This window comes from Bradyrhizobium sp. SRS-191, from assembly GCF_024586915.1.
Classification (GTDB): Bacteria; Pseudomonadota; Alphaproteobacteria; order Rhizobiales; family Xanthobacteraceae; genus Bradyrhizobium.
Genome location: NZ_JANBVS010000009.1, coordinates 267815 through 291647, shown reverse-complemented (window position 1 = coordinate 291647; position 23833 = coordinate 267815). Strand labels below are relative to the sequence as shown.

Sequence of the window (23833 nt, the reverse complement as noted above, 5' to 3'; positions counted from 1 at the left end):
GACGGGTCTTGTCATGAGTGCATCGGCGAAGGTGATCCCCCGCGACTGGCTCGACTGGCCGTTCTTCGAGCCGCGGCACCGCGACCTGTGCACGCAGCTCGACCGCTTCGTCGGCTCGGGCGTGCTCGACGAATTCAACCACGGCGATGTCGATGCCGCCTGCCGCAAGATCGTGCGTGCGCTGGGCGCGGCCGGCCTGCTCGACAGCGCTGTCGTCGCGCCGGACGCGGATGCGTCGGCGATCGACTCGCGCGCGATCTGCCTGTCGCGTGAAACGTTGGGCTATGCCGACGGACTCGCCGACTTCGCCTTCGCGATGCAGGGACTAGGCTCCGGCGCTATTGCGCTCGGCGGCTCGCCCGAGCTGCGCGTGACCGTGCTGCCCAAGGTGCGCTCGGGTGAATGGCTCGCCGCCTTTGCGCTGTCGGAGAAGGAGGCGGGATCCGACGTCGCTGCGATGGCCTGCAGCGCGCGGCTGGACGGCGATGCTTACGTGCTCGACGGCGAGAAGACCTGGATCTCCAACGGCGGCATCGCCGATGTCTACACGCTGTTCGCCCGCACCGGCGAAGCGCCAGGCGCGCGCGGCATCTCCGCTTTCGTCGTGTACCCCGACGATCCCGGCTTCTCGGTCGCCGAACGCATCGAGGTGATCGCGCCGCATCCGCTGGCGACCTTGCGGCTGGAGAACTGCCGCATCCCGGCGAGCCGGCGGCTCGGCGCGCCCGGCGGCGGCTTCAAGCTCGCGATGCAGACGCTCGACATCTTCCGCGCCTCCGTCGCCGCCGCCGCGCTCGGCTTCGGCCGCCGCGCGCTCGACGAAGCGCGCGCGCATGCGCAGAGCCGCCAGATGTTCGGCGGTGCGCTGGCCGATCTGCAGATGACGCAGGCCGCGTTCGGCGAGATGGCGACCGACACCGACGCCGCCGCGCTGCTGACCTACCGCGCCGCCTGGCGCCGCGACGTCCAGAAGCTGCCGACCACCCGCGAGGCCGCCATGGCCAAGCTCACCGCCACCGAGACCGCGCAGCGCGTCATCGACCGCGCGCTGCAGATGTTCGGCGGCCGCGGTGTCCGCAAGGGCGAGATCGTCGAGAGCCTCTACCGCGAGATCCGCGCGCTGCGCATCTACGAAGGCGCGACCGAAGTGCAGAAGCTGATCGTCGCGCGCGAGTTTCTGAAGGCGCGGGCCGGGGTGGTGCGCGGCTGAGGCGTGCTGCGCGTCAGGCCCGCAGACGCAAGGGCGCCTGCCAGCCGGGATCTCCGTCGCACGCGGCCTCGCCCAACGTTACGCGGCGGCCTTGGTCGTCACGAAGCGGTTGGATTTCGATCTCGTCGAACGTGAAGCGGACAATCGGCTGCAATTCACCGACGAACGTTCTCGTTTGCCACGGCTTAGTGCTTCCGCGCGGCATCGGAAACGCGAAAGGGCGCGCGGGGATGCGGAGGAGAATGCGGCCATCCCACGATTCGTGATCAAGCAGCTCGGGCTGTCGGACCAGTCCGACATGGTCCAGATACGCATCGTATGCGTGTTGTTGCAGAGAGAGGGTCACCATGATGCCGGTAAAGTCGATGTCCCCACGCATTCGATCATCGTAGACCAAGGTCTCTTTCACATCCACGCTGCCGAGCGAGCTGCTGTCCTCGACAGATTGGATGAAGAAGAACCTCTCCCGACACCAGCTGTCGTAAGGGACCTTCTCTGGCCGGGGTGGACGATCCGATAAATCCTGGTTCTCGCCGTGGCAAAAGCCGATGTCGTCGATGTCGCCGTGAATGGGTTGGAAAAAGAGTCCTTCGGGGGGAAGCGACGTTCCGACGAGACGACCGACCACGACCAGGAACGAGCGTCCCTCGGCAGCGTTGGGCAGGACAAGTGGCGTCCTTGTCATCTTGTCCCCTCTTTGCAGGATTGTGGCGGGCCGGTCCGCCCCTCCTCGTGCGTGAGGAGGCCTGCGCGACGGGTCTGAGCGCAACGTGGCTCGATCGCCACCGCTCCAGGCCGAGACGGGCGAACTGGATGGATTCGGCACATCTTCATGCCGCCTTCTGGCCGCTGCGACAGCGGCAAGCGACTATCGGAATACTCGCGGGGGATGTCGAACATGCATTGGAGACAATGCGCCGTGGACCGGTACGCAGGCGAGGAGAAAAGCCGCAAGGCGTCCTAACCGCATGACAGGATCAAGCCCGGAACTGGCGCACCCGACACGATTCGAACGTGTGACCTTTGCCTTCGGAGGGCAACGCTCTATCCAGCTGAGCTACGGGTGCGTGCGGAGAACGGTGTAGCCGATTGGCCCGTGGTCGGCAACGCCCTTTGGGCGTTGCTTTCGCGACCACGTGACGGATCGTCCGGCGCCCGGAGGCTGCGCCCCGGCGCTGGCGGAGGATCCGCGCCCGCGGGTCGGCGTTACGCCGGCACGATGGTCTTGCCGATCGGCCACAGCGCCAGGCCGGCCAGCTTCAGGTGGGCCCAGGCGAAGGGCAGGCCAATGATGGTCACCGCCAGCGCAATCGCGGTCAGGAGGTGGCCGAGCGCCAGCCACCAGCCGGCCAGGACGAACCAGATGATGTTGCCGAGCAGGCCCAGCGGCCCGGTGCCGATATCCTCCATGCCGGTGACTTCCTCACGGCGCACGGCGCGCGAGCCGAACGGCAGCAGCGTATAGGCGGCGATGTTGAAGGCGGCCCTCGCCCAGGGCAGGCCGACGATCGTGATGGCCATGACCACCGCCGCCACCAGCCAGCCGAACGCCATATAGGCGCCGCCGAGCACGATCCAGAGGACGTTGAGGAGCAATGAGACGGGTTGCATGGGCCACCTTCCGGGTTCCGACGGCGCTTATATAGGTGGTCCTCGGCCGGAACAAAGGCGGCGCACCATAACGCCGCAGGCCGTTGCTGGGCGACGGTTGGCGCAAATTCATCGGTGTGATCGCGGTCGCGACCATGCGCGGCTGGCAGCGCGTGCTCATCGCGCCGGCCGATGATCACGCAAACGGAGCCTGCCGACCGACATCAGCCGGCGGCTTGCAGGTCCTCGGCGGTCGCCGCGTCCGGCGCGAACAGCTTGCGCAGCTCGGCGGCCGGCTTCGGCGCGCTGAACAGGTAGCCCTGCATCTCGGTGCAGCCGAGCTGGCGCAGCGCCGTCTGCTGCGCGCCGGTCTCGACACCCTCGGCGGTCGTCGTCATGTTGCTGGCGGCCGCGATGCTCACCACCGCCTGGACGATCGCCGACGAGCTTCCGGCGTCGATGTCGCTGACGAAGCAGCGGTCGATCTTGATCTTGTCGAATGGGAACCGCTTGAGATAGCTCAGCGACGAGTAGCCGGTGCCGAAATCGTCCAGCGCGATGCGCACGCCCATGTCGTGCAGCTGATGCAGGATGCTGAGCGCGACGTCGTCGTCGCTGATCAGCACCGCCTCGGTGATCTCGACCTCGAGCCGCTCCGGTGCGAGGCCGGCGGCCGAGAGCGCGCTCGCGATGCGTAGCGCCAAGGTCGGCGATTTCAGCTGCACCGGCGAGACGTTGACCGCGATGCGGATGTCGGCCGGCCAGCTCGCCGCCTCCGCGCAGGCGGTGCGCATCACCCAGTCGCCGATCTCGTTGATCAGCCCGGTGTCCTCGGCGAGCGGGATGAAGTCGAGCGGCGGCACCATGCCGCGCTCGGGATGGCGCCAGCGCAGCAGCGCCTCGCAGCCGGTCATGACGTTCTCGGTGAAGCCGAGCAGCGGCTGGTAATGCAGCTCGAACTGGCTTTCGGCGATGGCGCGGCGCAGATCCTGCTGCAGTTGCAGCCTGGCGCGCGCACTTTCGTCCATCGACGGTTCGAAGAAGCGGAACGTGTGGCGGCCGCCGGCCTTGGCGGCATACATCGCCAGGTCGGCATTCTTGGTCAGCTGATCACACTCCACGCCATCCTGCGGCGCCAGCGCGATGCCGATGCTGGCATCGGTCGACAGCTGATGGCCGAGGCAGCGATAGGGCTTGCGGATCGTCTCCAGAATTTCCCGCGCGGCGACCATGACTTCATCCTGGTCGGCCACCGTCGTCAGCAGCACGGCGAACTCGTCGCCGCCGAGCCGGGCGACCATGTCCTCCGGCCCGAGGCAGCTCTCGATGCGCCGCGCAATCGTCTTCAGGAGTTCGTCGCCGACATGATGGCCGAGCGAGTCGTTGATGCCCTTGAACTCGTCGACGTCGATGTAGAGCAGCGCGAAGAAGGTGCCGTGGCGCGCGCGCTCCAGCTCCTGATCGATGCGCTCGCGGAACAGCACGCGGTTCGGCAGCTCCGTCAGCGCATCGAAATGAGCAAGGTGGGCGATCTTCTCGTCGGCCAGGCGCCGCTCGGTGGTGTCCTCGATCACGTTGATCAGGTAGCGCGGCCGGTGCTGCTCGTCGGCGATGGCGATGCGCCGCGAGGTGATGTAGCGCGCGCCCAGCGCAGGGGTCTGCCAGGGGTGCTCGGCGAGGACCAGCCCGTCCGGCTGCTCCAGCGCGCGATCGTCGTCGGCGGTCACCTTTTCAGCCGTCGATCGCGGCAGCAGGTCGAACACCGTCCGGCCGACGATCTCGTCGCCCTGCAAGCCGAAGCCGCGCTCGGAGGAGCGGTTGACCAGCACGTAGCGGCGGTCGCGGACATCCTTGACCATGATGTGCGACGGGATGTGGTCGATGATCTCGCGCAGGAACCTATGATTGCGGTCGCGCTCCTGCTCCAGCCTGCGATGCTCGCTGATGTCCTCGATGGTCGTGACCCAGCCGCCGGATGACAGCGGCTTGTCGATGACGTTGAAGAAGCGGCCCGAGCTTGCCTCCGTGACCATCTGCGACGTGCCGCCGGCCGCCGCCCGATTGATGACATCTGCGCAGAAATCCGCATCGTTGCCGACGAAGGCGCCGCGCGCCTTGCAGTGCGCGACGACCTCGCGGAGGTGCAGGCCGGGCCGGATCACGTCGGTGGACAGGTCGAGCAGATCGATGAAGCGCTGGTTGAACATCACCACGCAGGCATTCGCGTCGAACGAGATCAACCCCTGCGTCATGTTGTCGAGCGCGGTCTCGACCCGCTGCTTCTCGTCCTCGAGTTGCTGTGTTGCGATCCGGTTCTGGCGCACGATCTGCCGGATCATCAGGCTGAACATGATGGCGATGACGAGGATGGCGAGCATCGCCGCCGCGACCAGCAGCACCATTTGCGAACGCCAATCGGCCAGCGCGTCGTCCACGGTCTTGGTCGCTGTCATGGTCAGCGGAAAGCGACCGACCTTGGCGCCGGCTGCGATCTTCTCGACGTCGTCGACGGGACTGGTGATCAGGCCGGTGTGGACGTTGCCGTCGGCCACCGTGCGGTGCAGGTTGCCGGTGGCGATCCTGCGTCCCATGACTGAGGCGACATGCGGATAGCGCGCCAGCACCGTGCCGTCGGCGTGGAACAAGGTAATCGCCGCGTGCTTGCCGAGGGCGATCGACGCCATGAATGTCTCATAGGCGCGCGGGTCGACGCGGCGCGTGAGCAGGCCCAGGAATTCGCCGTTGGCGCCGCTCAGGCGATGCGCGACGATCGTGGCCCAGCCGCCGGTGACGCGGCTCATCACCGGCGCGATGACGAAGCCGTCCGGCTGCGAGGACGACTTGAGGTCCTTGAAGTACGGGCGGTCGCTGACGTCGATGGAGGGCAGCGGATCGTTGGTCGACCAATTGACGAAATGGCCGTCGTCTCCGATCAACGTGAGATCGCCCATGTAGGACAGGCCGTTGACCTGCGACTGCAGCATCTCGCGGATGTCGGGCTGTGACATCCGCGCGCGGAACGCGTCGGGCGAGCTGATCGATCCCAGCTGCATGCGGCGGATCGCGTGCGACACTGCCGTCTCGGCGTCCTCGAATTGCTGGCCGAAATGCCGGCTCAGCAGCAGGACCGTGTTCTCGAGTTCACGCTCATTGTTGGCGATCGTGCGGGCGCGAAAGTCGTTCGCCGTCACGATCGTGCCGATGACGATGGCTGCGATCAGCAGCGCACCGCAGGCGATCAGCCACGGCACCGGCCCGCGCCAGAGGGACGTGCCAATCCGTTCCGGCTCGATTGCGCCGGCCCCCGACGTGTCTGCTGCGCCCTGCATGCCCTGATCGACCCGGAAGGAAATGACCTGTTGCAAGCAAGCTTGATAACAAGCCAGTGGTACCGGAGCGGTTAGGAAACGCGGTTAGCCCGGGCTTAAGGCGAGGATGAAACCTCGTCTCAAACGGCCGGTTCTCCATCGGAGTACCGCGGTTGCGCTGTCAGGACGGCCATGTTGCGCAAAGTTTTAATGGTAATTGCAGCCTAGCGTGATGAACCGGGCTTGCTGCGGAGACGGCCGACGACGCCGGTCGGGAAGAAGTAGACGCTGGCGATGAACAGCAGGCCCAGCCACAGCAGCCAGCGGTCGGGATGCAGCAGCCCCGGCAGCAGCGGGAGCCCGGCATCGGCTGCGGCGGTGGAGGCGATGCTCATCAGCGCCTGCAGGTAGTTCTGGGCGAGGATGAAGATGGCCGCGCCGATGATCGCGCCATAGATCGTGCCCATGCCGCCGATCACGACCATCAGCAGGATGTCGAGCATGATCGAGAATGACAGAGACGTGTCCGGCCCGGCGTAGCGCAGCCACAGCGCGTTCAGCATGCCGGCGCTCGCGGCGATCATGGCCGCGATGCAGTTGGCGTAGGTCAGGTGAAAGACGGTGCGGAAGCCAAGCGCCTCCGCGCGAAACCTGTTCTCGCGGATCGCCTGCAGCACGCGGCCGAACGGCGAGTTGACCACGCGCAGCAGCGCCAGGATCATCAGCGCGCAGGCGAAGAACACCAGGTAGTAGGTCAGGATGCGGCCATTGACCGTAAAGCCGAACCATTCCTTGCCGATGAACACGGTGCCGGGGCGCAGCAACTCGGGCAGCTGGAAGCTGCGGCCGTCCTCGCCGCCCGTCAACCATGAGAGCTGCGAGGCCAGCACCAGGAAGGCGGAGGCGACGGCGAGCGTGATCATGGCGAAGAAGATGGCCTCGACGCGTAGCGAGAACAGGCCGATGGCGAGCGCGAGCAGTAGCGCGAGCGGCAGTCCAGCCGCGACGGCCGCGGCGACCGAGGTCCAGTTGGGACCAAGGCCGTAGAGCGCGATCGCGATCGCGTAGGAGCCGATGCCGTAGAACATCGTGTGGGCGAACGACACCGAGCCGGTGTAGCCGAGCAGCAGGTCGTAGGAGGCGACCAGCGCTGCGAAGATGCAGATCTTGGCGGCGACGTTGAGCGCCTTGGCGCCGGGGAAGATGAAGGGCGTCGCCAGCAGCGCCAGCACGATGACGACGAGCAGGATCGACAGCGCGCGGCTGCGGGGCGGATCGCCGGACAGGATCATCATCGGCTGGTCACCGCATAGAGGCCGCGCGGCCGCCACATCAGAACGGCGACCATCAGCAGGATGTTGGAGACGAGGGCGAGCTTCGGCACCAGGAAGCCGCCGTAATTGGCGACCATCGCGACCAGGATCGCGCCGATGAAGCAGCCGGTGATCGAGCCGAGCCCGCCGATGATCACGACGATGAACACGAGCACGGTGAGCTCGTCGCCGATCGAGGCATGGACCTGTTCGCGATACAGCCCCCACATCACGCCGCCGAGTCCGGCGAGCGCCGAGCCTGTCATGAACACGCCGAGGAACAGCCGACGGATGCGGTAGCCGAGCGCCTCGACCATCTCGCGGTTTTCGACGCCGGCGCGGATCAGGAGGCCGATCTTGGTGCGGTTCAGCACCAGCTCGATGGCGATGAAGATCACGAGGCCGATGAGCAGCGCCAGCAGCCGGTATTTCGAGATCGCGACGTCGCCGAGGATGAAGGAGCCGCGGAATGCCGTGGGCAGCGGCAGCGGGATGATCTGCGGGCCGAACAGCGCATAGAGCGTCTGCTCGGCGACGATGAGGCCGCCGGTTGTCATCAGGATCTGCTTCAGATGCTGGCCATACACCGGCAGCACCAGCACGCGCTCGACAACGAGACCAAGTGCACCGGTCACGCCCATCGACAGCAGCGCCGCAGGAACGAGGACGGCGAGGTTGGTCAGCAGCGAATCGGCCTGCGCCCAACTCGCGAGCGGCAGCAGCACCAGGGTTGCGACATAGGCCCCGACGGCGATGAAGGCGCCGTGGCCGAAATTGAGCACGTCCATCAGCCCGAAGACGAGCGTCAGGCCGGAGGCCATGATGAAGATCATCATGCCCATCGCGAGGCTCGCCACGGTGAGCGTGACCCAGGAGCTCTCAGATCCGATCAATGGGATCATCAGGAGCGCCAGCACGACGGGGAGCAGCAGCGGCGCGATGTCGCGCTTCGGCTTCGGCAGCGCGTCGGTTGCGGCAATCTCGCTCATTGATGCGCCTCCAGGCTGAGGCCGAGCAGGCGCTCCTGCAGCGGCACGTCGGCGGCGAGCGCGGCCATCTCGCCGCGATGGACGATGGTGCCGTTGTCCATCACCAGCACCTGGTCGCCGAGCTCGCGCGCGGCGTGGAAGTTCTGCTCGACGAGGAGGATCGTTGCGCCACGGCGCTTGATCTCCTTGAGGCACTCGATCAGCGACATCACGATCGCCGGCGCCAGTCCCTTGGTCGGCTCGTCGATCAGGAGCAGCTTGCGGGGTTCGACGATCGCACGCGCGATGGACAGCATCTGCTTCTGTCCGCCGGAGAGACTGCCGGCGCGCGACAGCCAGAACTTTTTCAGGGCCGGGAAGAAGCCGAAGATCCAGGCGAGCTGGGCATCGTCGAGCGGGCCGTTGCGCGCCGCCAGCACCAGGTTCTCCTTGACGGTGAGATCGGAGAACACCGCCATGCTCTCGGGCACATAGCCGACGCCGCGCTGGGCGATATCTGGCGTCGCGAGCTTCTCGATCGACTCGCCGGCAAGCGAAATGCTGCCGCTCTTTGCCTGCCACAGCCCCATGATCGTGCGGAGCGTCGTGGTCTTGCCCGCGCCGTTCCGCCCAAGCAGCATCGTCGTCTGGCCCTCGGGCACCTCGAAGTCGACGCCCTGCAGGATGTGATAGCGGCCGATATAGGTCTCGACGCCCGACAGCTTCAGCAGCGTGCTCATGCCGCGCTCCGCGGCGAGACGCCGAGATAGGCCTCCTGCACGATCGGCGAGGCGATCACCTCCGTCGGCTTGCCGTCGGCGACGAGCTGGCCGTTATGCAGCACGATGATCCGATCGGCGAGCGAGCGCACCACGTCCATCTTGTGCTCGACGAGCAGAATGATCTTGCTCTTGTCCTGCTTGAGCCGGCCGATGAGATCGAGCACGACCGGCACCTCGTCGATGCTCATGCCGGCGGTCGGCTCGTCGAACATGAAGACCTTCGGCTCCAGCGCCATCATCAGCGCCACCTCGAGCTTGCGCTGGTCGCCATGCGACAGCGTCGTCGCCGTAACGCTGCGACGGCTGCCGAGCGCGACCTGATCGAGGATCGCATCCGCGCGTGCAATCAGGTCGCGCCGCGCCATCCACGGGCGGAGAAGGTCGTAATGTGTGCCGCTCTGTGCCTGCACGGCGAGGCGGACATTCTCCTCGACGCTGAGATTGGGGAACAGATTGGTCAGCTGGAACGCGCGTCCAAGTCCGGCGCGGGTGCGCAGCGGCGCGGAAAGCGAGGTGATGTCGCGGCCGTCAAACAAGATGGAGCCCGAAGAGGCGGACAATTGGCCGGAGATCAGGTTGAAATAGGTCGTCTTGCCGGCGCCGTTGGGGCCGACGATCGCGGTGAGCTCACCGGGCCGGAAGCTGCAACTGACGCTGTTGACTGCGACGTGGCCGCCGAAGCGGATGGTCAGGTCGCGGGTTTCGAGAGCAAGTGTCATGGCGTCAGCTGTAGGACTTCCAAAGTGGACGTGCCCGGCGCGAGGGCCGGGCACGAATGCAATCGTCAGCGCTTGTTGCGGATCGGGATCGCCATCTCGTCGATCTTGATCTCGCGCACCGGCTCGTTGACCGCCCAGGCGAGGTTCGGGTCGACCTTGACGCGGAAGTGATACATGCTTTGCAGCGCCTGGTGATCTTCCTTCCGGAAGATCATCTTGCCCTTCGGCGTATCGAACTCCATGCCCTCCATCGCCGTGATCAGCTTCTCGGTGTCGGTCGACTTCGCCTTGGTCACCGCGGTGACGACGGCCATGGCCGCGGAGAAGCCGCCTGCGGTGAAGAAGTCTGGCGGCGCGTTGAAGCGCTTCTGGTGCTCGGCCACCAGCCAGTCGTTCACAGGGTTCTTGGGGATGTCATAGTAGTAGTAGGTGGCGCCTTCCATGCCGGGCAGCCGCTTATAGGCGGCGAGGGCGGGAAGGATGTTGCCGCCGGTCGACAGCTCGATGCCGTAGCGCTTCGGATCCATGTCCTGCAGCTTGGTCAGCGGATCGCCGGCGCCGGCCCAGATCACCCAGATGATCTTCTTGCCCGGCTTGTCCTTCAGCGCATCGAACAGGCGCTGGCCGACGGCGGTGAAGTCGGTGGTGTTGGTGGGCACATATTCCTCGGCGCCCAGCGTGGCGCCGGTCTTGGCGAGCGCCTCCTTGAACGCGGCGACGCCGTCGCGGCCGAAGGCGTAGTCCTGCGCCAAGGTGGCGACCGTGACGCCGGGCTTGCCGATCGCGACCGCGTTGGAGATCGCGTCCTGCGAGGAATTGCGGCCGGTGCGGAAGATGTAGCGGTTCCACTTCTCGCCGGTGATCTGGTCGGCCACGGCGGGCTCGACGATCAGGATCTTCTTGTTCTCCTCGGCGACCGGCAGGTCGGCGAGCGCTGCGGCCGAGGATGTCGTGCCGATCGCGATGTCGGCGCCGTCATCCTGATAGGCTTCGGACAAAGCGGTCTTCGACAGGTCGGGCTTGCCCTGGTCGTCCTTGGTAATGATGACGATCTTGCGACCGTCGATCATGTTGGTGCCCTTGGTGGCATATTCGAAGCCGAGGCGGAGGCCCGCTTCGGTCTGCTTGGCATAGGCTTCGAGCGGGCCGGTCTTGCCGTAGATGAGAGCGATTTTCAGATCATCGGCCTGGGCGGCGGTGGCCAGCAGGGCTGCAGTCAGTGATGAAACAATGCCTTTGAAAATATGTGACGTTCTCACGAAGCCTTCCTTCCAGCTACCGGCGGCTGTTGTCTGCAACTGATAGTGTGCAGGCTTAGGCCGGGTCAAGGCGCTTTCGGCGGCAGTCTGGCTTCGCTCATACTTTGTGCTGACGGGCCCTCGTTCCGATCGATGTCAGCGGCGATAGCGGCTGCTGCGCGCATAGGCCTGGCGATTTTCCTGCACAGCGCGACTGGCGAGGCTCATGCGCGCTTCGCTTGCAAGCGGCGCCGCGGGCTTCAGCTCCTCGAGGAAGATCGGCCGCGAGAAGTAGTAGCCCTGCGCATAGCGGATCTTGGTCGCGGCCTGCAGATAAGCAAGCTCCTCGAACGACTCGATGCCTTCCGCGATCACGGTCATGCCGAGCGCTTCGCTCAGCGACTCGATCGCACGCAGGATGCCCTGACTGCGCGGCCGCTTGTGGATGTCCGTGATGAAGGAGCGGTCGATCTTGATCTCGTCGGCGGTGATGTCGGCGAGCGCCGACAGCGACGAATAGCCGATGCCGAAATCGTCGATCGAGATGCCGACGCCGATCTCGCGCAGCAGCGGCACGATCTCATCCTGAAAATGGCTGCGGGTCACGAAGGCGTCTTCGGTGACCTCGATCATGAAGCGCTTCGGAAACCCGGTCGCCGCGATCGCCCGCGCGAACGGCTGCATGAAGTCCGGGTTCGACGCCTGCTTGGCGGCGACGTTGATGCTGATCGTCGCGTCCTGGCCGAACGTGTCGTTGATCAGGTCGATCGACTTGACGATCTCGTCGAGCACCAGATGCGCCAGCTCGTCGATCAGGCCGAGCTCGACCGCGAGGTTGATGAAGGCGCCCGGCGCCTGGATCACGCCCTCATTGTCGCGCAGTCGCACCAAGGCCTCGATGCCCTTGATCTCCTCGGTGCGGATGTCGACCTTGGCCTGGAATGCGCAGCAGAAGCGCTTTTCGAGAATCGCGAGCCGCAGCGACTGCTCCACCTTCATGCGCGCCAGCGCCTCGTGCTCCATGGCGCTGGAGAAGAAGGCGAGCGTGCCCTTGCCGCTGTTCTTGACGCGATACATTGCGAGGTCGGCATTCTGCCGCAGCACGTCGTAGCTCGCACCGTGCTCGGGGAACAGGCTGACGCCGACGGAGGCGGAAGCGAACACCTCTGCGCCATCGATGAAGAACGGTGCGTTCAGGCGATCCAGCAGGGCGTGGAGGAATTCGGCGACCTCTTCGGCGCGCTCGATCGGATGCAGCAGCAGCAGGAATTCGTCGCCGCTGATGCGCGACAGCAGGTCGGATTCACGCAGGTCGCGGCTGATGCGCTTGGCCAGCTCGATCAGCAGCGCATCGCCGGTGGCGTGGCCGTAATAGTCGTTGATGTATTTGAAGTTGTCGAGATCGAGGAAGGCCAGCGCGAAACGTCCATCGACACGGCCGCGGCGAACGAGCGTGTCGGCGCGGTGCTCGACCACGCGGCGCATCGGCAGCCCGGTCAGCTCGTCATAATAGGCGGCGCGGAACAGCTGGTCCTCGAACTCCTTCTGCTCGCTGATATCGGCCGAGCTCGAGATCAGCACCTGCCGGTCGCCGATGCGCACCGGCCGATGGGCGGTCAGCAGCGTCTGCGCCCCGCGCTCGCCCGTGACCTTTTCCTCGGCGATCACGGTCCGCCCCCGGCCGAGGATCTCGCGACAGCTCGTCCGCCTGACATCGAGATGTGGCGCCGAGACGCCGTCGACGCTGTTGGCGGCGGCGCCGAGCTGAACGGCTGCGGTATCGTTAACGAGAAGAAAACGACCCTGCTCGTCCTGCACCGTGACGCCCGACGGCAGCTGGCCGAGGACGCTGCGCAGGAAGCGCAGCTCGGCCTCGGTCGCGCCCAGCCCGTCATTGGCGTCGGGGGAAAAGTTGAAACGGTCGCTGCTGTACATGCGCCGATTGTGCAAAGTTCCCGCTTCATTTTAGTTAAGCGGTACGTAGAAACACGGAATGCGCGAACCAAGTATCTGGGACGCCGCGCGTTTGTGCCGCGGCGTCATTAACGGATCCTCAATTCGGTGTGGCACCGTTGATCCGCGCCTGCTGCGAAAGTCGTAGGCCGAATTGGCCGCCTGACGGCCCCTCAGCTTGGCGGCACGCGGCACTGCATGGTGCAGTGAAGACCGGTTGCGAGAAACGTGGTCTCGGTGGTGCCGTCGAACGACGACAAGGCCGCCTTCAGCAGCTTGGTCCCGAAGCCGGGCTTGCCGATCGGACCGGGCGCCGGTCCCTCGGCCTCGTCCCAGGTCAGCTTGAGGCGGTCGCCCTGCATCGTCCATGACACCTGCAGGAAGCCGCGGGGCGAGGCGAAGGCGCCGTACTTGCCGGCGTTGGTGGCGAGCTCGTGGAAAATCAAAGCCAGGCTGACGGCGAGCTTGGCAGGAAGAAACAGCGGGTCGCCGCTGAGATCGAAGCGGACATGGCCGTAGGGCCCGAGCTCCGACGTCAAGAGATCCTTGAGATCGCAGCCCTGAGCGTCGGCGCGCGCGATCAGGTCGTCGGCGGTCGCGAGCGCGCGGATGCGCTGGTCGATGCGGCCCCAGACCTGCGGCTGGTCGTGCAGCACCTGATGCAGCACGGCGTGAATGGTCGAGGTCTTGTTCTTGAGCCGGTGATGCAGCTCGTCGACCAGCAGCTTGCGATACTGCTCCTCCTCGGTCAGCCGTCGCGCGATCTCGCGCTGCTTGCCGGCCAGAGAGCGATAATGATTGACGCCCCAGATCACCAGGCCTGCGACCGTCAGATACATCGTCATCAGCGCGAGCCGCGCGCCATCGGCCGGGCCGCCGCCGAAGTCGAGCGTCAGCCCGAGCGCTGCGCCGAGTATCGCCGTGGCGAGGCCGACGCCCGATCCGCCCATGGCGGTCGCGAAGAACACCGCCGGCATGTACGGCGTGAAGAACACGTCGGGCCGCAGATGCGCCATGCCGTAGCGGATCGCGGTCGCCGCGATCAGGCAGATCGCTGCAAACAGGCAGCTCCATGTCAGCGATGGCTGCTGCTCGCCCCGCCAGACCCGCTTGATGTCGTCGATGAGTCGCGTCATGGACTCCCATCAGCCTCAATCGCGCAACCAAATTAAGGCCGACGTGGCGGTAATTTGTCCAGCTGATGAAAGCCGCTTCGCTTATGCTGCAATCCCGATGCAACATGATGGTTCCATGACAGGAACTCGGCGGGCATCGTGGTCGGATGATTTGTAAACAATCAGCAAGAGGAGTGGGGGATGGGACGGTTGAACGGCAAGGTCGCGGTGATCACCGGCGCGACCAGCGGCATCGGCTTGCGCACGGCGGAGGTGTTCGTCGCGGAAGGCGCGACGGTGATTGCCGCGGGCCGGCGCAGCGCCGAGGGCGAGGCGCTGGCTGCTCGACTCGGTCCGAGCTGCATTTTCCGTCGGACGGATGTCACTGACGATGCGCAGATGCGTGCGCTGATCGATCTCGCGGCGGAGCGCTTCGGCCGGCTCGACTGCCTGTTCAACAATGCCGGCGGACCGGCGCAGACCGGCGGCATCGAGGGCCTCGATGCGGATCGTTTCGACCAGGCGATGGCCGTGCTGGTGCGCAGCGTGATGCTGGGGATGAAGTATGCCGCGCCTCACATGAAGAAGCAGGGCGCCGGCAGCATCATCAACAATGGCTCGATCGCGGGCCGGCTCGCGGGCTATTCGACCTCGGTGGTCTACAGCACGGCGAAGGCCGCGGTGATCCATCTCACCAAATGCGTGGCCATGGAGCTCGGCGAATCCGGCGTCCGCGTCAACTCGATCTCCCCCGGCCTGATCGCGACCGGCATCTTCGGCAAGGCGCTGGGCCTGTCGACCGAAGACGCCGAGAAGACGCCGGAGACGATCCGCAACGCCTACGCCACTGCGCAGCCGATCCCGCGCGCCGGCCTGCCCGAGGATATCGCCTACGCAGCGGTGTTTCTCGCCAGCGACGAATCCAGCTTCATCAACGGCCATGATCTCGTCATCGACGGCGCCATCACCGGCGGCCGCAATTGGAGCCAGCAGCAGCAGGGCTACGCCGCGATGCGCAAGCTGCTCGGGGATGCGGTGGAGTAGGAGGCGAAGTCTTTCGGCATGGCCTGAAGATCCGCGAGAAATGCGGTGTTCGGCCGGATTTCTCCACGCCGTCATGGCCGGGCTTGTCCCGGCCATCCACGTCGTTCGGAGTTCGCTGACGGGCGTAGATGCCCGGGACAAGCCCGGGCATGACGAGCAACTAATTGACACTTGTCGTCGCGGTGATGAGCAGTTTGCCGTCTCATGATGCTTCGACGACCGCGACACTTTCAGATCACACCGCCCTGAGCTGCACCTTCAGCCCATCCCGCGGCTTGGGGATCGGCCAGACCTGCCAGCTCGGCTGATAGCCTGATGCGAACGAGACCTCGATGTTGCTCAGGAAATGCCGCGCGAAGCACTTGGCCTGCATGTAGGCGAAGTGCAGGCCGAGGCACATATGCGCGCCGCCGCCGAACGGCACCCAGGCGAAGCGGTGGCGGCCGCGCTGCGCCTCGTCGGTGAAGCGCATCGGGTCGAACCGCTCCGGCTCGGGCCAGATCTCCGGCATGTGATGGGTGTACATCGGATTGATGCCGACGCCGGTCCCGGCGGGAATCGCAAAGCCCTTGAAGGTGAAGTCGCGGACCGGGCGGCGCGGCAGCGACGGCACTGGCGGCATCAGCCGCAAGGTCTCCTGGAACGCCATCTCCGTGAGCTTCATCTTTTCCAGGTGCTCCGAGCTCATCGGATCGCCCTGGGCGAGGCCGAGACTCTCCACCTCCGCCCGCAGCTTCTGCTGCCACTCCGGATGCGCCGCGAGCTGGGCGACGAAGGAGGTCAGCGATGAGGTCAGCGTGTCATGCGCCGCCATCATCAGGAAGCTCATATGGTCGACGATGTCCTGCGTCGACAGCAGCGCGCCCTGATCGTCGGTGGCGCGGCACAGATGCGAGAACAGGTCGTCGCCATCGGCCTTGGCGCGGCGCAGCGGGATCTGCTCGGAGAAATAGGCGACGATGCGCTGGCGGCCCTTGACGCCGCGCGCCATCTGCGTGCCAGGCAGCGGCTTGCGGATCGGCGCGACCGCCGCGGCCACCATGTCGATGAAGGCGCGGTTGATGGCGTCGACCTCCGGCCCGATCTCGGTGCCGAGAAAAGACGTCGCGGCGAGATCGAGCGTCAGCTGCTTGATCGCGGGATAGAACAGCATCTCGCCGGGATTCTGTTTCCACTGCGCAATGCGCGCGGCGATGCCGCGGTCCAGCCCGGCGAGATAGGACTTCATCGGTCCCGCCTTGAAGGCCACCGACAGCGCCTTGCGGTGCATCCGGTGCTCCTCGAAATCGAGCAGCATCAGTCCGCGCGGGAACAGCAGATTGAGAATGTGGCCCCAGCCATGGGCGGAGGAGAACAGCTTGGCCTGGTCGAACAGCACCAGCTCGTTGGCCTCGGGTCCGAGCAGCACCACGTTGACGTCGCCGAACATGTGGCTGCGATAGACCGGACCATATTTCCTGGCGTTGCGCTCGACATGACCCTTGGGGTCGGCGAGCACCTCGAAGGTCTTGCCGATGATCGGCCAGCCCTCGTCGCCGGGAATATGGGTCAGCGAATTGCGCCGGGGGGACGTCAGCCTGATCGTGTCAGAGACCACATGCTGCATCGACATCTCGGGATTCCCTCTCGTCTGCTGGCTCGTGTCTGCCGTTAGGTGTCTTGGGCCTGACTTCGTATCGGTCAGCGTTGCATGGCCGGACTCTCTCGCCTTCATTGATAGGCGGTTGCAGCCGTGATGCAATACGCTCCGGCGTCTCATGATCGGTCAGTCGCGCTGCGTCGCAAACGGCTGCGCGCTCGCGGCGCGCGGTTGCGTCCGAGGGATGGAATATTCCGCCCTCTTCTGGACAGAGGGCGCGGGGAATGCCGGGCGCTGGCCGCACCCATGGCCCGCCTGCGAAAAAAATGCAGGCGGCAGGAACCACAGGTTCAGCCGAGGCATCCCGGCATTCCCCGCGCGATGGTTTTCACGCTTATGTCGCGCTCTCCCCGGTGTCCGGCTTGTTAGCCACCGTCGCCCGAGGGATCATCATCACCCCCGGCTTGGCGCCAGCTTCGGGGCGCCAGGACCACGCGTCTTCACGTCCGCAAGCCTGCCGTTCGTCGGCGAGCACGAGGCCCGCTGCAGCACGCTTGCAGCCACCGCATCCCGCACCCGACGTTTCGTGACGACCGCGAAGCGTCCCTCTTATCGAGACGGGATGGCGTGACGATAGACATTGTTCTGAAAAACGGAAGCAGAATATTTTTGCGGGCAGGACTGGACAGGTGTGATGCAGTTGAGCGGGCTTGTGAATTAAGATTTTCGGCGCACACGTTGAATGGCGATCGACCTTCATCGACAGGCCCGCGCGATGTCGTTTTGCGTTCTCAAGGGCGCGTTGCCGGGCGCGAGTTGCCCGTCGGGTCGGATGGCCGCCAGCAGTTTCCGGCGCTCATGGGCGAGCGACGCCGCGACATCGGGGATCGATCGAAGCGGGATCGGCTATGAGACGAGGCGGGTCTTGCCGTCGATCGGCGTCGCCACCCGTTTCGAAGTGGACACCAAGGCCATCAGCCCGACTTGTTGATCTTCTTCACCTTGGCGTCGGTGGCCTCGATCGAGGCCGCGAGCTCCAGGATCGCTTTCGCCAGGAGGTCGGCGGCCTCCTTGGGATCCTGCGACCGTTCGGCGCGCAGCGCGTAGTTCTTGGCCGAGGAGAGTGACATTGGCGACCTTTCCCACGAACAAGCACGCCGGGTCGAGACGGCGGGCCAACTGACGCATCACGGTGCGAGCGGTCCGTTGCAGGACCTGCTCGATCTGCCGCCAATCTAGCTGGCCCGGGTTAAGAAAATTCTCGTGACGCCGGATCGCCGATGCCTGCCGCGCTGCCGCCGCAGGCGATGACGTCGGTCCGGACGGGCACCTGTAGGGTGGGCAAAGGCGCTGCCGGGCTGTCTCCCAACGACGGGCTGCCGGTGGCGCCGTGCCCACCATCCTGCTCATGAGTCGTGGAGAGGCGGTGGGCACGTGCCCGCCTGTGGCGGCTGATTTGACCACCCTACGCTTCTGCTACGCGGCGATGTCAGAATTTGTAGGCGAGACCCACCGTGGCCGTATGCGTCCGGCTCGTGACATGCGCGGTGAAGCGGTCGTCGAAGCCGAAGCCTGTGCCGCCGGCGGTGAAGAACGGCTGGGTCCAGGTGCCGAAATCGGCATAGCGATAGTCGGCACGAACCAGCCAGTGGCCGCCGATCATGTGCTCGACACCGCCGCCGACGGTCCAGCCGACCCGGGTCGAGGCGAAGGTGTCGTTGTGCGGATTGCCGGCGCAGAAGGAGTTGCCGGGAACGACGGTGCAGCTGGCGTTGAGCTCGACGCGCTGCCACGCCACGCCGCCGCTGCCATAGAGCATCGTCGACGGCGCGATCAGATAGCCGAGCCGGGCGCGCAGGCTGCCGTCCCAGGTGTCCTTCACCGCGGCTGTGGGCAGGCCGACCAGCGGGGCGCCGAAGAACAGACCCGTGGTCCCGGGTGTTGGATTCGTCGTCTTCTTGTTGTCGGCCCAGCCGAAGTCGCCTTCGAGGCCTGCGACCCATGTCGGGGCGAACTGCCAATTGACGCCGACATAACCGCCGATCCTGGCCGCCACGCTGTCGATGCTCCCGCCGGTGCCCGCTGTCGGCACGAACACGCCGACGAAGTTCGGGGCGACGTCGCTGGTTCGCCAATCATTGTCAGCCCAGCGGGCGCCGACCGACACGCCGGCATAGGCGCCGGTCCATGACGGCGCGGCCATGCCGGTTGGCGCCTTGACGGGCAGATCAGCCGCGAGCGCCGAGCCCGCGAGCATGCCTCCCGCCAGCGCTCCCATCATTGCCGCCATCATCAATTTCGTCATGTTCTGTCCGAGCGGGTCAATTCGAGCTGATACGATGCGGTCACCCTCTCTGGTTGCCGCAAGCGCGGCAACAGCAGCGCGCGCGGGCCAACAGAAAAGCTCATGATGTTGCGGATCGGGCACACCGGACCGCGAGTCTGCTTCAGTCTGATACCGGCGGCGGACCCCCGGTGACGATGTCGATCGTGGCGCGACGGTGCTGACAGGCCCGCTTGGACCGCAGCCGTAAATCTACGGACCCAAATCTTTACTTCACGGCCATTGGCCGCGCCTAGCAACGGCCGGACTGGGACATCTGGCCAACAGGCAACAAGGGCAGGACCATGAGCAATCAGTTGCTGGTGATCGAGGATGCCGAGGTGCATCTCTCGATTCTGCGCAAGATCGCCGCGCAATGCGGCTATGAGGCGACCTGCGTGACGTCGGTCGAGGCGGCGGCAGAGGTGCTGCGCGAGAAGACGTTCGACTGCATCACGCTGGATCTGTCGCTCGGCGATCGTTGCGGCGCCGACATCCTGCTGCTGCTCAATGAGCTGAAAATCCGCACGCCGGTGATCTTCATCAGCGGCGCCGAGGACGGCACCCGCGAGGAGCATGTCCGGCTCGCCACCGTGCTCGGCCTCGTCGTTTATCCGCAATTCCAGAAGCCGGTCGACCTGCCGGCGCTGCGCGAGACGCTGAAGCAGATCGCGACGCTCGCCGACTGCGAGAGGCTGGTTGCCGCGGTGAGGTAGTTTGGCGCGGCAAACGCGCTCTTTGCTCGCTTCACACACAATGATTGGGAGAAGCCTCGTCTTCTTTGGATGATATTGTTGGGAGCACCATCGGCGGATGCGCGGTGCTATCAATACGCGGGAGGTGCGGGCTCGCGTTGCGAGAGAGGCCGCAGCCGCCGCGGTGCCGATGATTGCGCCCTCTCCCCTTGTGGGAGAGGGCATCGCCGGCCTATCCATTTGCTCGGTTGGGTGAGGGGTATCTCTCCACGAGCGCAACACGCGGAGAGACACCCCTCACCCAACCGAGCTTGCCGAACCGTTCTGCATGCCCTCTCCCACAAGGGGAGAGGGCGCATTCATGGACACTGCGCTGACGTTTCAACCGTCTCAAGACTCAGCGCGTAGGGCGGATTAGCGCAGCGTAATCCGCCGCCGCTCAAGCGACATGCCGATATCACGTGGTCGGCTCATCCGGTCTCGGCCATGTGGCCAAAACAAACGGATCGTGTCTGGGGGAGAGGTGGCGGATTACGCTGCGCTCATCCGCCCTACTTGTTTTCATCCCCTTTGCTTCGCCGCCTCCTGCAGATCAGGCGCATTGACCGCGGGAATTGCGATGCGGCCCGGGCCGGTCTGCGACAGCGCGGCGGCGGCCTTGTCGTTGTCCATGATCTTGGCCATCACCGCTTGCCCGGCGCGCTCGAAGATCTCACGGTTCTCGATGACGAATTTCTGCGAGCGGCGCAGGCCGTCGATATAGCCGTTGATTTCCGGCACGACGTAGCGCGCGACCATGTCCCAGCTGCGCCGCGTGTTCTCCGGATTGGCCCAGTCGTGCACGAAGCCGATGATGGCGCCGACCCCGCCGGACACCTGCATGAGATTCTTGATCGTCTTGACGAGGTCATCGGGCGTGCCGATCGTCGACGCCGCGCCCTCGACGAAGGCGGTCTTGTCGACGGCCTCATCAGGCGATGAGAACGGCTTGAGGCCCGGCCGCATCAAGGTGCCCACGGTATATTCGTTGTGCCAGCGCATCAGGCCGGGTCCGGCCTCGCGGCGCGCCTGCTCGCGGGTCTCGGCGATGTGCCAGGACAGCAGCACGCGCCAGTTCGCCCGGCTCACCGTGGTGCCGTGCTTCTTCGCGGCGTCCTCGGCGAACTCCCATTGCTGCGGCAGCGCCATCAGGCCCTGCGTCGACATCGAGCCGAGCGAGATGATGCCGATGCCGTATTTGCCGGCGAGCGTCATGCCCGACGGCGAGATCTGCGACGCCACCACGAACGGCATCTCCTCCTGCAGGGGGAGGATCTGCAGCGCCGCGTCGTTCATCGTGAACCAGTCGCTCCTGGCGGTGACGCGCTCGCCGTTGAACAGGCGGCGGATGATCGCGATCGCCTCGTCCTGACGGTCGCGCTGCGTCATCGGATCGATGCCGAGCGTGTGGGCATCGGAGGCCAGCGCGCCCGGGCCCGAGCCGAAGATGGCACGGCCGCCGGTCATGTGGTCGAGCTGCACCATGCGCTGCGCGACGTTGTAGGGGTGATGATAGGGCAGCGAGATCACGCCGGTGCCGAGCTTGATGCGCTTGGTGCGCTCGCCGGCGGCGGCGAGGAACATCTCGGGCGAGGCGATCATCTCCCAGCCGCTCGAATGATGCTCACCACACCAGAACTCGTCATAGCCAAGCTCGTCGAGCTGCGACACGAGGTCGAGGTCGCGGCGGAATTGCAGCATCGGATGCTCGCCGATCGGATGATGCGGAGCGAGGAATGCGCCGAATTTGAGCCGCGCCATTTGTTTTCTCCCGAATGGAATTTCATTGTTGATTGCGGTTCAGGCTAATCGGCGCATCGTTTGTAGGCAATCATCTTACCGCTCATCCGAGAGCGGTGCATGCCTGCCATTTGTTGTTTACTGATCGCGGATCGCTGCGCACACTCCGACGCGAGATCGCGATTCGCGGATGAGTGGTATCGCCGGGGTCGACATGTTGCGATCGGTGGCAAGCAGTTGCGTCGTCGGCCGTGCTCACGCTCTCCGCGATTTCGGCCGTGTGAGGTTCGCATTTCGGTGAAGACTGCGTGAAGCGCCGCCTCCGCGTGGCATTTTGATCGCAGCAGGAGCGAAATTCGCAATCAAATTGCTGCACTCCGCTTTTGTGCGGGCTTTTTCTTTTGCGCTGCAGCAACCATCTGGGTGATGGTGGAGTTTGATCTGCACCATTGAAGACGTGACGACCGAAGACGTGACTGCCGAAGACGAGAGTGCCAAGGAGCTGCCGTTGTCCCTCGCTGAAAATGTTGAGTATTTGCGACGGCTGCGGGAGCTGAACGGCATCACCGGATTCGGCGATTTCAACCGTCAGACGCGGCCCGCGCCGGAGTGCCCGCTGATCGAGGTCGAAGGCTTCGGCAGCAATCCCGGCCGTCTCAAGATGTTCGCCCATGTGCCGGCGCAGCGTCAGCCGCTGCTGCCGCTCGTCGTCGTGCTGCATGGCTGTGGGCAGAGCGCGGCGGAGTATGATCTCGGCGCAGGCTGGTCGACGCTATCAAAACATTTCGGCTTCGCGCTGCTGATGCCGGAGCAGCAGCGCATCAACAATCCGCAGCGCTGCTTCAACTGGTTTCAATCCGAGGACATCACGCGCGGCCAGGGCGAGGTCGCCTCGATCCGCGAGATGATCGCGCGGATGGTGGCGGATTGCGCGATCGATGAGAGGCGCATCTTCGTCACCGGCCTGTCGGCCGGCGGCGCGATGACCATGGCGATGTTGTCGGCGCATCCCGAATTGTTCGCGGCCGGCGCCGTCATTGCGGGCCTGCCGTTCGGAACGGCGCGCAACATGCGCGATGCGATCCTGCAGATGCGGATGCCGCCGGCGCGCCCCGCGGGCGAGCTCGGCGATCTCGTGCGCCGCGCCTCCAGCCATCGCGGCAAATGGCCGAAGCTGTCGGTGTGGCACGGCACTGCGGACTACACGGTGCATCCGGACAATGCCGGCGAGATCGTCAAGCAGTGGCTCGATTTGCATCATCTGCCGTTGGCGCCGATGGCCGCGAACGAGGTCAACGGCTATCCGCACGAGCAATGGTGGAACGCCGACGGCGAGACAATGGTGGAATCCTTCACCATCACCAACATGGCGCATGGCACGCCGATCGGGATCGCCGCCAACGACAAGCGCTACGGCAAGGCCGGGCCGTATTTGCTCGAGGCCGGCATCTCCTCGTCCTATCTGATTGCAAAGTTCTTCGGCGTGACCGACTGGATCCGCCAGCCGAAGCCGGCGGTGACGTCGCCGAGCAGCAAGCTCATTCCGGAGGTGTCGCCGATCTCGGCGCTGCCGGTCCTGTCGAAGATCCTGCGCCGCCCCGAAGATGCGCCCGCAGCACAGCCGGCGGAGGTCGCGCCCGAGCCTCCCAAACCTGTGCAGCCGCGGCCGGCGCGCGCCAAGCCGAACCGCTCCGCGGCGCGGCCGCCGAAGCGCAAGGCCGAGCCGTCCATCGCCGCGCCGGCGCCAGGCGAGATCAAGGTGCTCAGCGCAACGCCGGCCGACGCGCCGCCCGAGGTGAAGTCGCCCGTTGCCAAGTCCGTGGTGGCCAAGCCCCTGGTGGACAAGCCCGTGGTGGCCAAGGCCGTCGACATGACGCCCGCCGATCCGCCGCCGGTCATCGCGGTGACGCCGCCCCCGATTCCCGCCGAGCCGATCCCGGAGGCGAAGCCCCGTCGCGTCATCGACGTCGCCGCCGTGATCGACCGCGCGCTGAAGGCCGCCGGGCTGAAATGATACGGGTTGCCGCTCGGTGATGTGAGGCGCGCCGCGCCGACACTGCGAACTCTCTCTTCACCTCTCCCCACCGGGGAGAGGTCGGCGCGCAGCGCCGGGTGAGGGGACTCTCCACGCGATCACTCGAATCTGAGCCCCTCACCGGATGGCATCTGGCGATGCCATCCGGCCTCTCCCTTTGGGAGAGGTGGACGGTGCGGGCC

General features: G+C 65.6%; 19 protein-coding genes and 1 tRNA gene. 5 read left to right on the top strand and 15 right to left on the bottom strand.

Translation table 11 applies throughout. The features are described from left to right. The first annotated feature begins 13 nt into the window (after window positions 1-13). Window positions 14-1210, top strand: a complete 1197-nt coding sequence (locus NLR35_RS18730; protein ID WP_257167989.1) for an acyl-CoA dehydrogenase family protein — start codon at window positions 14-16, stop codon at window positions 1208-1210. A gap of 13 nt (window positions 1211-1223) precedes the next feature. Here the strand turns inward: NLR35_RS18730 and NLR35_RS18725 are convergent, their stop codons facing one another. The 11 genes from NLR35_RS18725 to NLR35_RS18675 all read right to left on the bottom strand — a co-directional run bounded on the left by NLR35_RS18725 (window position 1224) and on the right by NLR35_RS18675 (window position 14217). Continuing rightward, window positions 1224-1895, bottom strand: a complete 672-nt coding sequence (locus NLR35_RS18725; protein WP_257167988.1) for a hypothetical protein — start codon at window positions 1893-1895, stop codon at window positions 1224-1226. 305 nt (window positions 1896-2200) lie between these two features. Further along, window positions 2201-2277 (bottom strand) — tRNA-Arg (locus NLR35_RS18720). 139 nt (window positions 2278-2416) lie between these two features. Further along, window positions 2417-2821 (bottom strand): YccF domain-containing protein, encoded by a 405-nt coding sequence (locus NLR35_RS18715; protein ID WP_257167987.1) that lies wholly within the window; start codon window positions 2819-2821, stop codon window positions 2417-2419. Between the two features lie 203 nt (window positions 2822-3024). Then, the gene (locus NLR35_RS18710) at window positions 3025-6129 is read right to left on the bottom strand and encodes an EAL domain-containing protein (RefSeq protein WP_257167986.1); all 3105 of its coding nucleotides are present in this window, start codon (window positions 6127-6129) and stop codon (window positions 3025-3027) included. A gap of 203 nt (window positions 6130-6332) precedes the next feature. Beyond that, a complete protein-coding gene (locus tag NLR35_RS18705) occupies window positions 6333-7403 on the bottom strand; it encodes a branched-chain amino acid ABC transporter permease (protein ID WP_257167985.1) in 1071 nt (356 codons plus the stop codon). After that, entirely contained in the window at window positions 7400-8410 is a 1011-nt protein-coding gene (locus NLR35_RS18700) for a branched-chain amino acid ABC transporter permease (protein WP_257167984.1), read from the bottom strand. Before NLR35_RS18700 ends, NLR35_RS18705 begins: the two co-directional genes overlap by 4 nt. Then, window positions 8407-9129: an ABC transporter ATP-binding protein gene (locus tag NLR35_RS18695; protein WP_257167983.1), complete on the bottom strand. Its 723-nt coding sequence runs from the start codon at window positions 9127-9129 to the stop codon at window positions 8407-8409. Before NLR35_RS18695 ends, NLR35_RS18700 begins: the two co-directional genes overlap by 4 nt. Further along, window positions 9126-9890 carry an ABC transporter ATP-binding protein gene (locus tag NLR35_RS18690; protein ID WP_257167982.1) on the bottom strand — a complete coding sequence of 255 codons (765 nt, stop codon included), beginning with the start codon at window positions 9888-9890 and terminating at the stop codon, window positions 9126-9128. The genes NLR35_RS18695 and NLR35_RS18690 overlap by 4 nt, the downstream gene beginning before the upstream one ends. A gap of 65 nt (window positions 9891-9955) precedes the next feature. Further along, entirely contained in the window at window positions 9956-11149 is a 1194-nt protein-coding gene (locus NLR35_RS18685; protein WP_257167981.1) for a substrate-binding domain-containing protein, read from the bottom strand. Window positions 11150-11284: 135 nt separating this feature from the next. After that, window positions 11285-13063: a bifunctional diguanylate cyclase/phosphodiesterase gene (locus tag NLR35_RS18680; protein ID WP_257167980.1), complete on the bottom strand. Its 1779-nt coding sequence runs from the start codon at window positions 13061-13063 to the stop codon at window positions 11285-11287. A 191-nt stretch (window positions 13064-13254) separates the two neighbouring features. Then, complete coding sequence (locus NLR35_RS18675) at window positions 13255-14217, bottom strand: sensor histidine kinase (RefSeq protein WP_257167979.1); 963 nt, start codon at window positions 14215-14217, stop codon at window positions 13255-13257. A gap of 180 nt (window positions 14218-14397) precedes the next feature. On the opposite strand from NLR35_RS18675, the gene NLR35_RS18670 reads away from it, so the two are divergent. After that, window positions 14398-15240: an SDR family NAD(P)-dependent oxidoreductase gene (locus NLR35_RS18670; RefSeq protein ID WP_257167978.1), complete on the top strand. Its 843-nt coding sequence runs from the start codon at window positions 14398-14400 to the stop codon at window positions 15238-15240. A 235-nt stretch (window positions 15241-15475) separates the two neighbouring features. Here the strand turns inward: NLR35_RS18670 and NLR35_RS18665 are convergent, their stop codons facing one another. Continuing rightward, entirely contained in the window at window positions 15476-16852 is a 1377-nt protein-coding gene (locus tag NLR35_RS18665) for a cytochrome P450 (RefSeq protein ID WP_257167977.1), read from the bottom strand. A gap of 709 nt (window positions 16853-17561) precedes the next feature. Here NLR35_RS18665 and NLR35_RS18660 point away from each other — a divergent pair. Then, complete coding sequence (locus NLR35_RS18660; protein ID WP_257167976.1) at window positions 17562-17810, top strand: hypothetical protein; 249 nt, start codon at window positions 17562-17564, stop codon at window positions 17808-17810. On the opposite strand, the gene NLR35_RS18655 is transcribed toward NLR35_RS18660, so the two are convergent. Both NLR35_RS18655 and NLR35_RS18650 read right to left on the bottom strand, forming a co-directional pair. Beyond that, window positions 17794-17949, bottom strand: a complete 156-nt coding sequence (locus NLR35_RS18655) for a hypothetical protein (RefSeq protein ID WP_006610278.1) — start codon at window positions 17947-17949, stop codon at window positions 17794-17796. The genes NLR35_RS18660 and NLR35_RS18655 overlap by 17 nt on opposite strands. A gap of 359 nt (window positions 17950-18308) precedes the next feature. Then, window positions 18309-19124 (bottom strand): outer membrane protein, encoded by an 816-nt coding sequence (locus NLR35_RS18650; protein WP_257167975.1) that lies wholly within the window; start codon window positions 19122-19124, stop codon window positions 18309-18311. 323 nt (window positions 19125-19447) lie between these two features. Here NLR35_RS18650 and NLR35_RS18645 point away from each other — a divergent pair, with 323 nt between their 5' ends. Beyond that, the gene (locus NLR35_RS18645) at window positions 19448-19858 is read left to right on the top strand and encodes a response regulator (RefSeq protein ID WP_257167974.1); all 411 of its coding nucleotides are present in this window, start codon (window positions 19448-19450) and stop codon (window positions 19856-19858) included. 540 nt (window positions 19859-20398) lie between these two features. Here the strand turns inward: NLR35_RS18645 and NLR35_RS18640 are convergent. Then, window positions 20399-21637 carry an LLM class flavin-dependent oxidoreductase gene (locus NLR35_RS18640; protein WP_257167973.1) on the bottom strand — a complete coding sequence of 413 codons (1239 nt, stop codon included), beginning with the start codon at window positions 21635-21637 and terminating at the stop codon, window positions 20399-20401. Between the two features lie 487 nt (window positions 21638-22124). Here NLR35_RS18640 and NLR35_RS18635 point away from each other — a divergent pair, with 487 nt between their 5' ends. Then, complete coding sequence (locus NLR35_RS18635; RefSeq protein WP_257167972.1) at window positions 22125-23630, top strand: PHB depolymerase family esterase; 1506 nt, start codon at window positions 22125-22127, stop codon at window positions 23628-23630. The last annotated feature ends 203 nt before the right edge of the window (window positions 23631-23833 follow it).

Coding starts and splice junctions, on each gene's coding strand:
- NLR35_RS18640 (WP_257167973.1), bottom strand. CDS start 21,637: ATGGCGCGGCTCAAATTCGGCGCATTCCTCGCTCCGCATCATCCGATC.
- NLR35_RS18715 (WP_257167987.1), bottom strand. CDS start 2,821: ATGCAACCCGTCTCATTGCTCCTCAACGTCCTCTGGATCGTGCTCGGC.
- NLR35_RS18700 (WP_257167984.1), bottom strand. CDS start 8,410: ATGAGCGAGATTGCCGCAACCGACGCGCTGCCGAAGCCGAAGCGCGAC.
- NLR35_RS18705 (WP_257167985.1), bottom strand. CDS start 7,403: ATGATGATCCTGTCCGGCGATCCGCCCCGCAGCCGCGCGCTGTCGATC.
- NLR35_RS18665 (WP_257167977.1), bottom strand. CDS start 16,852: ATGTCGATGCAGCATGTGGTCTCTGACACGATCAGGCTGACGTCCCCC.
- NLR35_RS18645 (WP_257167974.1), top strand. CDS start 19,448: ATGAGCAATCAGTTGCTGGTGATCGAGGATGCCGAGGTGCATCTCTCG.
- NLR35_RS18675 (WP_257167979.1), bottom strand. CDS start 14,217: ATGACGCGACTCATCGACGACATCAAGCGGGTCTGGCGGGGCGAGCAG.
- NLR35_RS18650 (WP_257167975.1), bottom strand. CDS start 19,124: ATGACGAAATTGATGATGGCGGCAATGATGGGAGCGCTGGCGGGAGGC.
- NLR35_RS18660 (WP_257167976.1), top strand. CDS start 17,562: ATGGCGATCGACCTTCATCGACAGGCCCGCGCGATGTCGTTTTGCGTT.
- NLR35_RS18690 (WP_257167982.1), bottom strand. CDS start 9,890: ATGACACTTGCTCTCGAAACCCGCGACCTGACCATCCGCTTCGGCGGC.
- NLR35_RS18655 (WP_006610278.1), bottom strand. CDS start 17,949: ATGTCACTCTCCTCGGCCAAGAACTACGCGCTGCGCGCCGAACGGTCG.
- NLR35_RS18725 (WP_257167988.1), bottom strand. CDS start 1,895: ATGACAAGGACGCCACTTGTCCTGCCCAACGCTGCCGAGGGACGCTCG.
- NLR35_RS18695 (WP_257167983.1), bottom strand. CDS start 9,129: ATGAGCACGCTGCTGAAGCTGTCGGGCGTCGAGACCTATATCGGCCGC.
- NLR35_RS18670 (WP_257167978.1), top strand. CDS start 14,398: ATGGGACGGTTGAACGGCAAGGTCGCGGTGATCACCGGCGCGACCAGC.
- NLR35_RS18680 (WP_257167980.1), bottom strand. CDS start 13,063: ATGTACAGCAGCGACCGTTTCAACTTTTCCCCCGACGCCAATGACGGG.
- NLR35_RS18730 (WP_257167989.1), top strand. CDS start 14: ATGAGTGCATCGGCGAAGGTGATCCCCCGCGACTGGCTCGACTGGCCG.
- NLR35_RS18710 (WP_257167986.1), bottom strand. CDS start 6,129: ATGCAGGGCGCAGCAGACACGTCGGGGGCCGGCGCAATCGAGCCGGAA.